The sequence below is a fragment of the [Mycobacterium] stephanolepidis genome, assembly GCF_002356335.1.
Lineage (GTDB): Bacteria > Actinomycetota > Actinomycetes > Mycobacteriales > Mycobacteriaceae > Mycobacterium > Mycobacterium stephanolepidis.
The window spans coordinates 2251551-2266495 of sequence record NZ_AP018165.1; the positions used below are offsets into that span (position 1 = coordinate 2251551).

General features: G+C 65.0%; 16 protein-coding genes and 1 tRNA gene. 10 read left to right on the forward strand and 7 right to left on the reverse strand.

The features are described 5' to 3' along the window. Nucleotides 1-3: 3 nt before the first annotated feature. Complete coding sequence (locus tag MSTE_RS11085) at nucleotides 4-363, reverse strand: DUF1844 domain-containing protein (RefSeq protein WP_096505744.1); 360 nt, start codon at nucleotides 361-363, stop codon at nucleotides 4-6. Between the two features lie 285 nt (nucleotides 364-648). On the opposite strand from MSTE_RS11085, the gene infC reads away from it, so the two are divergent. From infC to MSTE_RS11115, 6 genes are all read left to right on the forward strand, one after another. Continuing rightward, nucleotides 649-1263 (forward strand): translation initiation factor IF-3, encoded by a 615-nt coding sequence (gene infC / locus MSTE_RS11090; RefSeq protein ID WP_075874240.1) that lies wholly within the window; start codon nucleotides 649-651, stop codon nucleotides 1261-1263. A 30-nt stretch (nucleotides 1264-1293) separates the two neighbouring features. Beyond that, a complete protein-coding gene (rpmI, locus tag MSTE_RS11095) occupies nucleotides 1294-1488 on the forward strand; it encodes a 50S ribosomal protein L35 (RefSeq protein WP_064408708.1) in 195 nt (64 codons plus the stop codon). A gap of 51 nt (nucleotides 1489-1539) precedes the next feature. Next, nucleotides 1540-1929 carry a 50S ribosomal protein L20 gene (gene rplT / locus MSTE_RS11100; protein ID WP_005058700.1) on the forward strand — a complete coding sequence of 130 codons (390 nt, stop codon included), beginning with the start codon at nucleotides 1540-1542 and terminating at the stop codon, nucleotides 1927-1929. 32 nt (nucleotides 1930-1961) lie between these two features. Further along, on the forward strand, nucleotides 1962-2714 hold the full coding sequence (locus MSTE_RS11105) for a TrmH family RNA methyltransferase (protein WP_096501201.1): 753 nt from the start codon (nucleotides 1962-1964) through the stop codon (nucleotides 2712-2714). A 66-nt stretch (nucleotides 2715-2780) separates the two neighbouring features. Then, on the forward strand, nucleotides 2781-3737 hold the full coding sequence (locus MSTE_RS11110) for an oxidoreductase (protein WP_096501203.1): 957 nt from the start codon (nucleotides 2781-2783) through the stop codon (nucleotides 3735-3737). Between the two features lie 70 nt (nucleotides 3738-3807). Beyond that, a tRNA-Cys gene (locus MSTE_RS11115) sits at nucleotides 3808-3881 on the forward strand. Nucleotides 3882-3952: 71 nt separating this feature from the next. Here the strand turns inward: MSTE_RS11115 and MSTE_RS11120 are convergent. From MSTE_RS11120 to MSTE_RS11130, 3 genes are all read right to left on the reverse strand, one after another. After that, a complete protein-coding gene (locus tag MSTE_RS11120; protein WP_096501205.1) occupies nucleotides 3953-4504 on the reverse strand; it encodes a hypothetical protein in 552 nt (183 codons plus the stop codon). Between the two features lie 10 nt (nucleotides 4505-4514). Beyond that, entirely contained in the window at nucleotides 4515-5117 is a 603-nt protein-coding gene (locus MSTE_RS11125) for an MspA family porin (protein ID WP_231897095.1), read from the reverse strand. A 482-nt stretch (nucleotides 5118-5599) separates the two neighbouring features. Further along, the gene (locus MSTE_RS11130) at nucleotides 5600-6715 is read right to left on the reverse strand and encodes an oxygenase MpaB family protein (RefSeq protein ID WP_096501209.1); all 1116 of its coding nucleotides are present in this window, start codon (nucleotides 6713-6715) and stop codon (nucleotides 5600-5602) included. 240 nt (nucleotides 6716-6955) lie between these two features. Between MSTE_RS11130 and MSTE_RS11135 the strand changes: the two genes are divergently transcribed. Continuing rightward, nucleotides 6956-7954: an adenylate/guanylate cyclase domain-containing protein gene (locus MSTE_RS11135; RefSeq protein ID WP_096501211.1), complete on the forward strand. Its 999-nt coding sequence runs from the start codon at nucleotides 6956-6958 to the stop codon at nucleotides 7952-7954. Nucleotides 7955-7972: 18 nt separating this feature from the next. Beyond that, nucleotides 7973-8743, forward strand: coding sequence for a rhomboid-like protein (locus tag MSTE_RS11140; RefSeq protein WP_096501213.1), 771 nt, complete (start codon nucleotides 7973-7975; stop codon nucleotides 8741-8743). Here the strand turns inward: MSTE_RS11140 and MSTE_RS11145 are convergent. The 3 genes from MSTE_RS11145 to MSTE_RS25515 are packed head-to-tail and all read right to left on the reverse strand — an operon-like array spanning nucleotide 8700 to nucleotide 10928. After that, a complete protein-coding gene (locus tag MSTE_RS11145; RefSeq protein ID WP_096501215.1) occupies nucleotides 8700-9203 on the reverse strand; it encodes a methylated-DNA--[protein]-cysteine S-methyltransferase in 504 nt (167 codons plus the stop codon). The genes MSTE_RS11140 and MSTE_RS11145 overlap by 44 nt on opposite strands. Then, nucleotides 9200-10681, reverse strand: a complete 1482-nt coding sequence (locus tag MSTE_RS11150; RefSeq protein ID WP_096501217.1) for an Ada metal-binding domain-containing protein — start codon at nucleotides 10679-10681, stop codon at nucleotides 9200-9202. Before MSTE_RS11150 ends, MSTE_RS11145 begins: the two co-directional genes overlap by 4 nt. A gap of 49 nt (nucleotides 10682-10730) precedes the next feature. Next, complete coding sequence (locus tag MSTE_RS25515) at nucleotides 10731-10928, reverse strand: hypothetical protein (protein WP_231897050.1); 198 nt, start codon at nucleotides 10926-10928, stop codon at nucleotides 10731-10733. Nucleotides 10929-11240: 312 nt separating this feature from the next. On the opposite strand from MSTE_RS25515, the gene pheS reads away from it, so the two are divergent. Beyond that, entirely contained in the window at nucleotides 11241-12296 is a 1056-nt protein-coding gene (gene pheS, locus MSTE_RS11160) for a phenylalanine--tRNA ligase subunit alpha (RefSeq protein ID WP_096501219.1), read from the forward strand. After that, complete coding sequence (gene pheT / locus MSTE_RS11165) at nucleotides 12296-14770, forward strand: phenylalanine--tRNA ligase subunit beta (protein ID WP_096501221.1); 2475 nt, start codon at nucleotides 12296-12298, stop codon at nucleotides 14768-14770. Before pheS ends, pheT begins: the two co-directional genes overlap by 1 nt. The last annotated feature ends 175 nt before the right edge of the window (nucleotides 14771-14945 follow it).

The following is a 14945-nucleotide window of genomic DNA, read 5'->3' on the forward strand; positions in this document are numbered from 1 at the left end:
TGCTCAGCGCAAGTACTTCTCGCCAGGACCCTGACCCGGTTCGTCCGGAATGGCGCTGGCTTCCCGGAAAGCCTTCTGCAGACTCTGCAGTCCGTCGCGAATCGGCGCAGCGTGCGGACCCAAGTACTCCACGGAAGCGGCGACCAGACCGGCAAGGGACGTGATGAGTCGGCGCGCCTCATCCAGATCGCGATGCGGGCTTTCGTCCGGATCGGGGGAGGACAGTCCCAGCTTCTCGGCGCTGGAGCTCATCAGCATCACAATGGCCTTGGTGATCACCTCGATCGCCGGAATGTCGGCAAGCTCGCGGACATCCGCGGTCGTGGACTGGTGGTGATCATCGTGGTCAAGGTCATCGGTCACGGCTGCTAGACTGTCACGTGCGACCGTTCCCGGCTCCGTCGGGGACATCAAGTGGAGTCCCGCTCCCACCGCTGGCCAACAAGGTACAGCGGTCCGGTCCAGCCACCCTAGGTGGTTGTTCTGCGTTATGCAGGACGGCGTATGCCGTCGTGACCGGTCGGCTTCGGGCCCTGCCATGTGCAGGGCTTTTCTGTTCGTAATGAGCAGAGTGCTGATGGACCCGCTTTTGTCCCCGTCGAACCGCGCTGCGGTCACGACAGATAGAGGACGAGCCAGGGAGGCCACATCAGCACTGAGACCCGCATCAACGAACGCATCCGCGTACCCGAAGTCCGCTTGATCGGCCCGAAAGGCGAACAGGTCGGCATCGTGCGGATCGAAGATGCGCTGCGCGTCGCCGCAGACGCCGATCTCGACCTTGTCGAGGTAGCCCCAGATGCCAGGCCGCCGGTCTGCAAGATCATGGACTACGGCAAGTTCAAGTACGAGACGGCTCTGAAGGAGCGCGAGTCTCGCAAGAACCAGCAGCAGACCGTCGTCAAAGAACAAAAGCTTCGGCCGAAGATCGATGATCACGACTACGAAACCAAGAAGGGCCACGTTGTGCGCTTCTTGGAAGCCGGATCAAAGGTCAAGGTGACGATCATGTTCCGCGGACGCGAGCAGTCCCGGCCCGAACTGGGCTATCGACTGTTGCAGCGGCTCGGCGCAGACGTCGCCGAGTACGGCTTCGTGGAGACCTCTGCGAAGCAGGACGGCCGCAATATGACGATGGTGCTGGCGCCGCACCGGGGTGCGAAGACCCGGGCCAAGGCGGCTCAGCAGGCAGAGGCTCCTGCAGGGCCGGCCCCAGCCCAGGCGGCCCCGCCGGCCGAGCAAGCGCCCACCGAACAGACCTAGTACGGATAACGAAGGAACAGGGACACCAAGATGCCTAAGGCCAAGACCCACAGCGGTGCGTCGAAGCGCTTCCGCACCACCGGCAGCGGAAAGATCGTGCGCCAGAAGGCGAACCGTCGCCACCTCATGGAGCACAAGCCCACCAGCCGCACCCGCCGTCTCGACGGCCGCACCGTGGTGGCGGAGAACGACGCCAAGCGCGTCAAGAAGATGCTGACCGGCTAGCAGCCGACACCACGACCACCCACTACACAGCACCACACGAAGGACACATAAATGGCACGCGTGAAAAGGGCCGTCAACGCCCAGAAGAAGCGCCGGACAATCCTGAAGGCCTCCAAGGGCTACCGCGGTCAGCGGTCGCGTCTGTACCGGAAGGCCAAGGAGCAGCAGCTGCACTCGCTGACCTACGCATACCGGGACCGTCGCGCCCGCAAGGGTGAGTTCCGCAAGCTGTGGATCGCGCGTATCAACGCCGCAGCTCGCGCCAACGACATCACGTACAACCGCTTCATCCAGGGTCTGAAGATCGCGGGCGTCGAGGTTGACCGCAAGAACCTCGCCGAGCTGGCCGTCAGCGATGCTGCCGCGTTCACCGCGCTGGTCGAGGTCGCCAAGGCTGCGCTGCCCGAGGATGTCAACGCTCCGGCCGGGGAAGCCGCCTGAGCGACTCGGCTCTGACTGAGCGGTCACAGACAGTGATCGACGCGGTCAAACTGCACCGGCCCGCCGCCCGTCGGCGGGCCGGTCTTTTTCTGGCGGAAGGCCCCAACCTGGTCGAGGCCGCGCTGCGGTCCGGCGCGGTAGAACGCGTCTTCGCGACCGAGGCCGCGACCGAGCGATTCGCCGACCTGCTGGTCGATGCTCCCGTCCGTTTGGTGACCGAACGGGCCGCCAAAGCGCTGTCCGACACCGTAACTCCCGTTGGGCTGGTGGCGGAGTGTCGTTCCATCTCGGCCGAGTGGAGTCACGTCGCTGCCCGTTCGCCACAATTTATCGTTGTCGCCGTTGATATTTCGGAACCAGGCAACGCGGGCACTCTGATCAGGGTCGCCGATGCGATGGGCGCCGACGCTGTGGTCCTGGCAGGCAACAGTGTTGACCCATTCAACGGCAAGAGCCTGCGGGCCTCGGCGGGCAGCATTTTCAACGTCCCAGTCATCCCGGCCGGAGACGCTGCGGTGGTCGCCGAGAACTTCACCGCGCGCGGTGGCGCAGTGCTGGCCACCACCCTCGACGGCGAGTTGTCGCTCGATGACGCCGATCCGGTGCTTGCCGGGCCCTGCGCGTGGATCTTCGGAAACGAGGCGCACGGACTCGACGGTGTGACGGCAGCCCTGGCCACACATCGGATCAACATCCCGATGCGTGGGGGAGCCGAGAGCCTCAACCTGGCCAGCGCCGCGTCGATTTGCCTCTACGCCACGGCGCGGATGCATCGCCGTCAATAGCCTCCAGTACTATCCGACAAAGCCGTAACGACGAGTACTAGTAACTTCCATGGATCGAGGAACCTAATGCCCGCACCCCTGCAGATCAGGCACTTTCGTGAGTCGGATGTTCCCGACCAGACCGGTAAGACACATGTCATCACCGGTGCGAACAATGGCCTGGGTCTCGTCGCCGCCGAGGCGCTGGCTCGCGCCGGCGCCCGCGTCGTGCTGGCCTGCCGCAACCAGGAGACCGGACGGGCGGCGCTGGACAAGGTGCGCGCGCTCGGACCGAAGGCCGACCATGCACTCGTGGAGCTCGACCTCACCAGCCTGGCCTCCGTGCGGTCTGCCGCGGATGCGATCCGCACCCAGGCCCCCAAGGTCGACGTGTTGCTCAACAATGCGGGTCTGATGGCAATCCCACTGCGACGCACCGCAGAAGGGTTCGAGACGCAGATTGGCGTCAACCATCTCGGCCACTTCGTGTTGACCGACGCGCTCTTGCCCTCCTTGCTCGCCGCCGACGCACCGCGAGTCATCTCGCTGGGCAGCATCGCGCATGCGCAGGGACGCAACAACCTGGACGTCGACGATCTGAATTTCACTCGGCGTCCGTACAACCGGCTGACCGCCTACCGGGCCTCGAAACTGGCGTGCATGCTCTTCGGCTCGGAGCTGGCCCGTAAGGCGGCAGCGGCCGGATCTCCGCTGTTGTCGGTCAATGTGCACCCGGGCGTGGCCGCCACGAACCTCTTCGATTCGATGATCCCGAATCTGCCCGGCCTGCAGAAGGCCTTCTACTTCGGCATGGGTGTGGTGCTCCAGGACGAGCGTCAGGGCGCCGAGGGCGAGCTGTACGCAGCGACCATGCCCGATGTGCAGCCCGACGATTACCTCGGGCCCACGCAGCTGCAAGGTATGCGTGGTCCGGTGAAGCGTGCTCCGCGCAACAAAGAGGCCCGCGACCCGCAGCTGGCCGCTCGGTTGTGGGAGAAGTCGGTCGAGCTCACCGGCGCGGACTACTCCGGCCTCGCCGGTTAGCCCGCACTGGGATCAGCCTGAGTCCAACACTCGTGTCGCGCACCGTGGTTCGGCATCATCGGTGCTCGACGCGGGTGTGGCTGAGAGGCTAGGCACCGGCCTGCAAAGCCGTTCACACGGGTTCGAGTCCCGTCACTCGCTCCATGTCGTCATACGACGCGAAATGGGCCCCCTGTTCGACAGGGGGCCCATTTTCGGTGTTGCGGCAGGACTGATCAGCCGGCGGGTTCTTCCGCGGGCTTCGGGGGTTGACCATCGGGGGACTCCAGAACCGGAGGTGTCGGGGCTCCCGGCATCACGGTCGGGGCGGCCGCCTCGACCGCGGCCGCACTCTGCGGCGGTGCCCCGTGTGGATCTTCCAGTGCGGGGTTCTCGTTCCCGGCACCGAACTGCACACCGGTGGTGCTGGCCGCGGCGGCCGGTGTCGTGCCTCCCTGGATGCCATACCGGGTGCTGGACGAGGTCAAGACGTTGGCCGGGTGCGCGGCGTTGCCCAGCTTGCTGCCGGGCAGACCGGCAGCACCCGCCGCGGGATCGGCATTGGCGGCGATCTTGACACCGCGCGCGTCGACCGTGGCGGGCGCGACCGCCGGGAAGTTGTTGTAGATGTACGTATAGCTTCCCGGGGTTGCGGGCAATGGCGCGGGGACGCCGGGCACGAAGGGGATACCGGGCGGGTCGGCGGCGGCGGTAGGGGCGGCGAGCCCACCCAGGGCCAGGGCCCCCGCCACTCCGGCCACCGTGACAACGATCTTTCGTTTCGGCACGAGAACCTCCCTAGATCTTCATCGGGTCGCCGTAGATGGCGAACTCAGTATGCGCCGAAGCGGTCGAGATCCGCAGATAGACATAGGAGCGAATGGTGACATCGCCGCCGCACGCATCGGCCTTGATGTGGAGGTTGTCGACGTCGAGCATGGCCTTGCCGCCATCACTCAAGGCCATGTTGGCCAGGGGGAGATCGGTGATGACACCCGGCTGCAAGATGGTCTGCACAAACCCGGCGAGGCCGCCGGAACCGCCGACGGACGGCCCGCCGCTGTAGCCCACAGACCCCGCGAGGCCGCCGGTGCCACCGATCTGAAGACCGCTGGAAACGTCTGTCTGGCAACCTAACTGGTATCCGGCGATGAACAAGCTGTCGGTGATGGGCGCTGATCCGCCGGTGGCGATCGCGGTCGCATCGAAGGTCACGAACGCTTCCCGCGAGTTGGAGGCCTCGGCCAGGTTGGGTACGGAGTTGATGGTCTCGTGGTCGATCCGGATCATCAAGGTCCACCCGTCGCGACTCACCTTGGTATAGGTCTGTGGCGCCATGGTGACGGGATCGGCGTGGGCCGGAGCCGTTGCCAAGGTACAGATCGCGGTGACCAACGCCATGACGGCGCCCACTCGCTTACGTACTGCCATCTGAATGCCTCGTTTCCCCTTGCGGATGTAAATGGTGGTGAACCTGTACCTGAGTTTGGGAGCTACTGCGGCGCCGTCGATTACCGGTCGGAGTGATGAATCCGTTATCTGAGCTGACGGAAAGATACGCCTGCGCAAACCCTGCCGCTGATCAAAACTCACAGGTGGCTCACAGGAATCGCCTTGTGGGACAAGGTGGCTCACTGACGGCTTCGGCTCACCGTGAGTTGATGGAGTTTTGCTGGATGCTGGCAACCTACAAAAGACACGTTGTCCGAATAGGTTGGTGTGCTGGGCTAATCGCCTGATGAACACCGTGTGTCGGTACGTCCACGGCAGGGTAAACCCGTTGTCCGGACGACCCTGTTTCGTCTATCAGGCGACAGAAATCGCGACCCGAAAAATGTGGCCTACGCCATAGTGCCGCCCTGTAAAAGCTGCGTAAACAGCTGTTACGCGACCTCGCGACGGCCCCGGAGCGCCCACGGCGGAGACGCCAACGAGAAGGCGGAGTGCAGTAGCTTGCCGGCACGGGAGGTCAGAGACTTTGGTTGGGCCGATGGCGGTACGTAATGCATGGGCAACCCGCGTCTATCCCTGGGTGGAGCGGTGATCTTGGGTGCTTCCACCAACGGCGCGTCCGTGGGCAGCCGGCCCTGTGCGCGCTTGTACGCCGACACGGCGCGTGGGTGCAGGCGGATGTCGTCGGGCAATGGACTGAACGCCAACTGCACCGCTTTTCCGAACACTCGCAGGAGCACCTCATCGCCAGGAGTCCAGCGCATGCCGGCCTTCTCGCGCACCGAGGAACTGAACACCCCGGCGGCCACCCAGTTCTGAAATGCACGGGCCGGGGCCCACATCTGCTGCCAGATGAAGTCCGGTAGTAGTACGTACTTCGGTTTGGGGATCTGAATGTGGAAGATGTCCATCGTCGCGCGATTGATCTCTAGCTCCTCGTCGCAGACCCGCGCCCAGTACTGCTGGAACTCCTCCCAGGAGTTGGGCACGGGGCGCATGTTCATGCCGTACATCCGGTACCACTGGACATGCTCGGCAAAGAGCTGCCGTTTCTCGGCCTCGGTGAGGCCGCCGCAGAAGTATTCGGCGGTATTGATGATGAGCATGAAGAAGGTGGCGTGTGCCCAGTAGAAGGTCTCGGGATTCAGCGCGTGGTAGCGACGTCCCTTGCTGTCGACACCCTTGATGGTGTCGTGATAGCCCCGAATCTGACGACCGGTGTCCGCGGCGCGATCACCGTCGTAGACCACACCCATGATGGGAAAGACCGAGCGCGTCACGCGCTGCAGGGGCTCGCGCAACAGGATTGAATGATCCTCGACTCCGGCACCCAACTCGGGATACATGTTCTGGATTGATCCGATCCACACGCCAAGGAGTCCGGTGCGCAGATCCGCAAAGTACTTCCATGTCAGCGAATCTGGTCCCAACGGTTGCGGTGGGCCGTCTAGATCGATTTCATGCGGTGGTTCGACCGCGGGCCTCACGGGCGACGGGCCTTCGCGAGTGGATCGCCGAGCGCGGCGATCAGCAGTGGCGGATGTCATCGTTGACCCTCCTATGTGGCGCCTATCACGCACGATATGGGTGACAACCGCCGTTGTCCACGACCATCTCAGTGGTGTTGAGAACCGTTTGCCAACCGTGTCCGAAGCTCCACGCAGCCGCTACCAGCGCCGACCGGCATCGACCAGGCGGTTGAGGAGAAGGACCCGAACCGGCCCGAATGCCGCGACACTGGCAACGACGAGATTGCCGCCGCACACCCCAGCACATAGGCTGATGCGGTGGATGTCGAGCCGTCGGGCCTCGATGCCGAACCGGACCGTGAGCACAACTCGGGAATCCGTAAGCGCAGGCGAGGCCGCACCAGTGGGCCTGTGCGGCATGACCTCGCCGCGGAGTCGCCTGATGCGGCCGCGCCAGCGCAAAATTCCGATCCCGCCGAGCCTGCGTCTCGCCATATCGCCCGAGCCGGGAGCTGGTTCCGCAAGATGGATCGGGATCCCACGGTCGTCGCGGCGGTACGCCGTGCCCGGCGTTCGCTGCCCGGCGATCCGTACTTCGGCGACCCGCTGTCCACCAGCGGTTTCGGTGGGGCGAGTGCGGTGGCGCGCGCGGCCGACCGGTTGGTGACCGATAGAGACACCGCGTTCCGTGAGTTCGGCTTCGGCGCATTGCAGATCTGGCAGGCCTTCACCGAGAAGGTCAGCAAGCAGCCGGCGAATCGCGAGGTCACCCTGGTCTTCACCGATCTCGTCGGATTCTCGGCCTGGGCACTGGAAGCCGGTGACGAGGCGACGCTGAAACTGCTGCGTCGCGTCGCATCGGTCGCCGAACCGCCCATGCTCAATGCCGGGGGTCAGGTGGTCAAGCGTATGGGCGACGGCATCATGGCCGTTTTCGATGATCCGATCACGGCCCTACAAGCCGTCATTCCTGCCCGTGACGCATTGAAAAACGTTGAAATACAGGGGTATACGCCGCATATGCGGATCGGGATCCACACCGGCACGCCCCAGCGTATCGGGTCGGACTGGCTCGGAGTCGATGTGAACATCGCCGCCCGCGTCATGGAGAGCGCCGCGAAGGGTGGTCTGGCGATCTCGCAACCGGCTCTGGCCAAGGTGCCGCTGGTGCTTCTTGATCACCTGGGACTCACGCCCACGCCCGTGCGGCGGCCGCTCTTCTCCAGCAGACCGGCCGGTGTGCCCGAGAACATGAAGATGTACCTACTCGAAACTCGCAGGGAACTGCCAGCCGCTGGGGACGACGGTCGCATCTAGACGGTGCGATCATGGATCATGCGGAGAGTCTGGGCCGCGCTTGTCAGGCTGCGGGTCACCATCGGTTATGCGGTTGCGCTGGTAGCGGTCGCCACCGTGCTGGTGGTCGAGGGGCCGCGGATGCAAGACCGGGTGATCGCGCATGCGAGCACCAATCTGCACAATCTGCACCAGGGGCGTCTGGGTACCCTCATCAGCAGTGCCTTTGTGACCGACGCCGGACCGATCTACCTGTGGCTTCCCGGCTTGATCTACATCCTTGCCCTGGCTGAACTGCAATGGCACAGTGGGCGTTTGGCGTTGACCTTCGTGCTCGGCCATATCGGTGCGACCCTCATCGTGGGAGTCGGAACCGCACTGGCCATCTGGATGCACTGGGCCCCGGTAACCATCGCGCGGGCAAGCGATGTGGGGATGAGTTACGGGACAGCGGCGGTTGTCGGCGCACTCACCGCATCGATTCCGCCACGCTGGCGCGGCTCATGGATGTCCGGCTGGATCGCCGTCGGCGCAGTATCTATCGCGTGCAATCAGACGTTCACGGAGGTGGGGCACCTCACGGCACTTCTCCTCGGGATGCTCGCGGCGCACACGTTTTCCGTGCACGCGCCGCATTGGTCTGTACTTCGATTGCTGCTCTTAGGGTTTGGTGGGCTGTTCGCCCTGATGATGTTCTCCGAGGACGCTCAGACTCTCGCGGCGGCGGTACCCACCGGGATAGCCGCGGTGCTCATAAGTCAATGGGTCAGGTCCCGGCGGGAGCCTCGTGATCAAGTAGCCATCGCTTGATCGGAAGCCCATAGCGGAAGCCTCCCAGTGTGCCGCCGATGCGGTATACGCGGTGGCACGGGACGAACAGCGCCGCCGCATTCCGGGCGCAGGCACTGGCGGCCGCACGGATGGCAGCGGGCCGTCCGGCACGCACGGCGAACTCGCTGTAGGTGATCGGCGCCTCCGGATCGACCTGTCGCAGCACATCCCAGGCGTGCATGAGGAAATCCCCGGAACGCTGGGTGACTGGGATCGAGTCGATGGCGGTCAGATCGCCCGCGTGGTAGTCGGTGACGGCCTTGGACACCTTGCCGAGATCGCGTTTACGGTTCAGTTCCCGCGGGCGCAACGTCGGATGTATCAACGCATGCAGCAGCTCGGGGGAGTCCGTCCATCCCGATGCCAGGACCGTCCCCGATCCGTCGACGATGGCGGTGAATGGTCCCACCGGGGTGGTGAGAGTCGAGTAGTCGCTCACGAGATTCCTTTCTGTGCGCGAATGCGCGGACGTGGTAGCGCAGTGATTCCCTTGCGCCACAGGTGCATAGATACATAGGACCGCCACGGTGAGCAGGCGCGGGCAGCTGCGAGGTCTATACCCTCGGCCGCCGCACCGCGGCGCAGCACCAGATCGTGCTCGAGTAGAACGTCTGGATCGGCGAGTTGGCGCATCACCACGTAGTCAGCGGTCCACGGTCCGATTCCCTTGATCTCCAACAGCTGCCGGCGCATGTCGGCGGCGTTCATCCCGTGATGCAATTCCAGCTTGCCGGTTGCGAGCCTGTCGGCCGCCCCGACGATCGCGGCGATCCGCGCCGCGGGCCCGGCCATTACCTCTGCACCCGCTGCGGCGACGGCCTCGGGGGTGGGAAACAGACGGGTCACTCGCCCCGTCGTGTCGGCCACCTCCTCGCCGAGTTCGGCAACGAGGTGTGCCGTTGCGGTATTGGCCGCGGATACCGAGATCTGCTGTCCGATCATGGTGCGCAACAGGAGCTCTGACCCGTCGACTGTCCCGGGCACCCGGATGCCGCGAGCCTCGGCGACGAGGGGGGCCAGCGCTGGGTGAGACAGCAACGCGTCATCCACCGCCGCGGGGTCGGCGTCCAGATCAAGAAGATGACGCAGGCGGGCCACCGTGGGCGCGAGGTCACGCATATCGGAGAGCTGTAGGTCCGCGCGCACCTGATCGACGTCTACCGTCAGTGTCACGACGACGGGACCATGCGGCATTCTCAGTGCTCGGGTGTACCGTCCCTCGGAAAAATCCTCGACCCCACGCGCGCAATGATGCTCTAACAGCCAGATCGACCAAGCGACGTTATGGGGCTGCCGCAGAGGAAGTTTCAGGCTGACGCCGCCGGGCATCGGTGCCGATGTGAGACTCGCTCCGCGGGGGAGCTCGGCGCGCAGTTTCGACGGTGTCGTCGCGAACACCGCCGCGATCGTGTCGTTGAACTGCCGAATACTGGAAAAACCGGCGGCAAAGGCAATGTCGGACATGGCCAGTTCGGTCCGCTGAATCAGCAGACGTGCGGTGGTGGCGCGATTGGCGCGTGCCAGCGCCAGTGGGCTTGCGCCGAGCTCGGCGAGCAGAACCCTGTTGAGTTGACGACTTGAGTAGCCGAGGGCGCGAGCCAAGCCATCCACGCCATCGCGTTCGACCACGCCGTCGCCGATGAGGCGCATCGCTCGAACAGCTAAGTCGGAATTGATGTTCCACAATGGCGATCCAGGTGCCGCGTCCGGTAGGCACCGGCGGCAGGCTCGATAGCCGGCGGCCTGCGCAGAGGCGGTGGTGGGATGGAACGAGACGTTCTGACGCTTCGGGGTGATGGCCGGACACGACGGCCGGCAGTAGATACCGGTGGTGCGAACGGCCGTGTAGAACTGGCCGTCGAATCGCGTGTCGCGGGACTGCACGGCCCGGTAACAGGCCTCCGCGTCAAGTTCCATGTCTCGAGCATGCCCGCGCTCCCGCCGTAGTGCTAGCGGAAATCGGACATTACCGTCCGGGCTGGTTTGACTCCCAGATCTGGGCGTAGCGCCGCCAGGCCAGCAGCGTGATCGTCATCGACAGTGCGGTACCCACCGTCGCCCCGACCCGAGAATGCCGCCAGGCGGCCACCAGTGCCGAGATCAGCGCGGCGCCGCCGACGCTGCCCAACACGGTGAGGGCGGTATCCGACGTAGGTCTGGTCATCCAGATCTCCTCGCCGCGTATGGCGCGAGTGGCAAAGGAATTGTTGTCCCGGGGCGGGCGGGGTCACCACCGGGTTGATCGCGAGCCACACGGCGATCGGGATCGCCCAACGCCATCGCCGGGTCCACGCGGGAACGAGCAACAGCGGTGTCGTCGCCCAACGAGACCACGCACTGACCGGATGGCAATGTCTTTCGAAGATCCAGCGGCGCACTGCTTCGCCATTCACTCGATCAACACTAGGCGGTGCGGTGGTGCCCGCCGGGCATGACCGCACGGTGGTTAACCCGCCTTACCCTATGATCGGCATCCGTGGCCGATCACTCGCAGGACCCATCAGTGGAACCATCGGAGACGGCTCTGACGAGCGCCGTTGATGCTGCTCGCGCGGCCTTTGACGCCGCCGGTGACCTGGATGCCCTCGCGCAGGCAAAGGTCGACCATCTGGGGGAGAAGTCGCCACTGGCGCTCGCGCGGCAGGCTCTGGGCGCGCTACCCAAGGATCAACGGGCTGAGGCCGGAAAGCTTGTCAACGCCGTACGTAACCAGGCGCAACAGGCGTACGACATCCGGTTGGAGGCACTGCGCGCCGAACGTGATGCCGCCGTACTGGTCGCAGAGCGTGTCGATGTGACCCTGCCGTCGACGCGTCAGACGATCGGAGCGCGCCACCCGATCACCATCCTGTCCGAACACATCGCGGACACCTTCGTAGCGATGGGGTGGGAGGTGGCGGACGGCCCCGAGGTGGAGACCGAACACTTCAACTTCGATGCCCTCAACTTCTTGCCCGACCACCCGGCACGCAGCACCCAGGACACCTTCTACATCGCCCCCGAGGACTCGCGACAGGTGCTGCGCACGCACACCTCACCGGTCCAGGTCCGTACCTTGTTGGCGCGCGAGCTGCCCGTCTACGTGATCTCGCTGGGGCGCGCCTTCCGCACCGATGAAATCGATGCGACGCACCTGCCCGCCTTCCATCAGGTCGAGGGGCTCGCCGTGGATCGCGGGCTCACCCTGGCCAACCTCAAGGGCACGCTCGACGCCTTCGCGCGGGCCATGTTCGGGGCGCAGGCACACACCCGGATGCGGCCGCACTTCTTCCCGTTCACCGAACCCTCTGCCGAGGTGGATGTCTGGTTCGAGAACAAAAAAGGCGGGGCCGGCTGGGTTGAATGGGGCGGCTGCGGCATGGTGAACCCGAATGTGTTGCGAGCCAGTGGTATTAATCCGGAAGAATGCAGCGGCTTTGCGTTTGGCATGGGGCTGGAACGAACCTTGCAGTTCCGCAACGGGTTGTCCGATATGCGCGACATGATCGAGGGCGACGTGCGCTTCAGCCTCCCGTTCGGGGTGAGTGCCTGATGCGTATTCCCTACAGCTGGCTTATCGAGGTCCTGCGTGTCGGTGCCCCGGAATTCTCCGCCACCCCGGCGAGTATCGAGGAAACGCTGATCCGCATCGGTCACGAGGTGGAAGAGGTGATCGTCCCCGGTCCGGTTACCGGACCGCTGGTGATCGGACGCGTCGCCCAGATCACCGAACTCACCGACTTCAAAAAGCCGATCCGGTTTTGCCTGGTGGACGTAGGTGAGGCGGAGCCTCGCGAGATTGTCTGTGGTGCATCGAATTTCGCCGTCGACGACCTGGTAGTGGTGGCACTTCCGGGTGTCACGCTGCCCGGCGACTTCACCATCGCGACACGAAAGACCTACGGGCACAACTCCGACGGGATGATCTGCTCGACGACCGAGCTGGGTCTCGGCTCGGACTCCTCGGGCATTCTGGTGCTCCCGCCGGGAACCGCCGAACCCGGTGCCGATGCCGGCGAGGTGGTCGGGCTGGACGATGTCGTCTTCGATCTGTCGATCACTCCGGATCGCGGATACTGCCTGTCCGTTCGCGGGCTGGCTCGTGACCTGGCCTGTGCGTACGACCTGGATTTCGTCGATCCAGCTGCAGTACAGTCGCTCCCGGCCGATAAGCCCTCACTGCCGGTACATATCGACGCCGGTACCGGGGTCAAACGCTTCGGGTTGCGTCCGGTTATCGGCATCGATCCGACGGCGGTGTCGCCGTGGTGGCTTCAGCGACGGCTGATGCTCTGTGGAATCCGGGCCATATCGCCGGCGGTGGACGCCACCAACTACGTGATGCTCGAGATCGGGCACCCCATGCACGCCCACGACAATGCACGGATCAGCGGGGATTTTCGGGTGCGATTCGCGACAGCCGGCGAGACGGTTATCACTCTCGACGACGTGCAACGCAAGCTTGAACCCGGCGACGTTCTGATCGCGGACGACGCCGGTGTCACCGCGATCGGCGGTGTCATGGGCGCCGGAAGCACCGAGATGCGCGAAGACTCCACCGACGTGCTCCTCGAAGCGGCGGTATGGGATCCGGCCGCGGTGCTGCGCACCCAACGTCGGCTACACCTGCACAGCGAGGCGGGACGCCGGTACGAACGTTCCGTGGATCCCGCGATATCCGTTGCCGCCCTGGATCGTTGTGCGTCTCTACTGCGCGACATCGCCGGCGGCAGCACACCTGCCGAACTCACCGATTGGTCGGCCGACGGCCAGGCCCGACCCGAGATCGTCATGGCCACCGACCTTCCCGCGCGCATCGCCGGGGTCGACTACGCCGACGGGGTGGTGGAACACCGCCTCCGGCAGATCGGTGCCGAGGTAGCGGTGGAGGGCAAGGCCCTGCGGGTCACACCGCCGAGCTGGCGTCCCGATATCGCCGAGGGTGCGGACCTGGTGGAGGAGGTGCTGCGACTCGAAGGACTGGAAGACATCCCGTCGATTCTGCCCGCGGCGCCGCAAGGCGGTGGCCTCACCGCACCGCAACGTCGTCGCCGTGCGGTGGGGAAGTCCCTGGCGCTCAGCGGATACACCGAGATCCTGCCGATGCCGTTCCTGCCTGCCGGGGTGTTCGACGCGTGGGGCCTGGATCAGGACGATCCGCGCCGACGCACCACAAAGGTCCTCAACCCGCTGGAATCCGACCGCCCCGAACTTGCCAGCACGCTCCTGCCCGGGGTGTTTGAGGCGTTGTCGCGCAATATTTCTCGTGGAACCGTCGACGTCGCATTGTTCACAATCGGTCAGGTTGTCCGGCCAACCGAGACGACCCGAGCGATCCCGCTGCTCGACGTGACGGATCGCCCCTCCGAAACCGAGCTCAATGCATTGCTCGAGTCGCTGCCCGCGCAGCCCGTCCATGTGGCACTTGTGCTGACGGGGGCGCGTGAGCCGAATGGGCCGTGGGGGCGTGGGCGAGCCGCCGATGTCACCGACATCCTGGAAGCCGCCCGGATCATCGGGCGGGCGGCCTATGTGGACCTGTCGCTGCGGGCCGGCAGTGAATTGCCGTGGCATCCGGGGCGGTGCGCGGAGATTGTGGCCGATGGCCAGGTTGTCGGGCATGCCGGCGAACTGCACCCGGCGGTCATCGAACGGCTCGGGCTGCCCAAACGCACATGTGCCCTGGAGTTGAGCCTGGACGCGCTTCCTGTCACCAATCCGCTTCCCGCGCCGAGGATCTCGCCGTTCCCGGCAGTGCTTCAGGACGTTTCGTTGGTGGTCGCCGAGCCGGTGCCCGCCGATGCGGTCACCGAGGCGCTACGCGCCGGGGCGGGTGAGTTGATCGAAGAGGTGCGCCTGGTGGAGGTTTACACCGGGCCGCAGGTGGGCGAAGGCAACAAATCGTTGAACTTCCGGCTGCGTTTCCGGGCGACCGACCGCACCCTGACAGAAGACGAGGCCACCGCCGCACGGATAACGGCGGTGGCCTCTGCGGCCGAGCGCGTTGGGGCAACCCAACGCACCTAGCAGGTCTTACTGTCCTCGGCGCTGGTCAGCCTGCTCGCGGTGCTGCTCCTGGCGCTGACGATCGGCACGATCCGACATGGAAGGCTCCCTTCTCGTACTCGTTCTCGCTCGTTAACAACTGCCGGCGCTATTCGCCAGCTACCTCACCGTAACCGTGAGAACCGGGCATCACACC

Excerpts from the sequence above, each read along its gene's own strand:
- MSTE_RS25515 (WP_231897050.1), bottom strand. The coding sequence starts at position 10,928 with ATGACCAGACCTACGTCGGATACCGCCCTCACCGTGTTGGGCAGCGTC.
- MSTE_RS11125 (WP_231897095.1), bottom strand. The coding sequence starts at position 5,117 with ATGGCGTTGGTCACCGCGATCTGTACCTTGGCAACGGCTCCGGCCCAC.
- MSTE_RS11140 (WP_096501213.1), top strand. The coding sequence starts at position 7,973 with ATGCGGAGAGTCTGGGCCGCGCTTGTCAGGCTGCGGGTCACCATCGGT.
- MSTE_RS11110 (WP_096501203.1), top strand. The coding sequence starts at position 2,781 with ATGCCCGCACCCCTGCAGATCAGGCACTTTCGTGAGTCGGATGTTCCC.
- MSTE_RS11130 (WP_096501209.1), bottom strand. The coding sequence starts at position 6,715 with ATGACATCCGCCACTGCTGATCGCCGCGCTCGGCGATCCACTCGCGAA.
- MSTE_RS11150 (WP_096501217.1), bottom strand. The coding sequence starts at position 10,681 with ATGGAACTTGACGCGGAGGCCTGTTACCGGGCCGTGCAGTCCCGCGAC.
- pheT (WP_096501221.1), top strand. The coding sequence starts at position 12,296 with ATGCGTATTCCCTACAGCTGGCTTATCGAGGTCCTGCGTGTCGGTGCC.
- rpmI (WP_064408708.1), top strand. The coding sequence starts at position 1,294 with ATGCCTAAGGCCAAGACCCACAGCGGTGCGTCGAAGCGCTTCCGCACC.
- rplT (WP_005058700.1), top strand. The coding sequence starts at position 1,540 with ATGGCACGCGTGAAAAGGGCCGTCAACGCCCAGAAGAAGCGCCGGACA.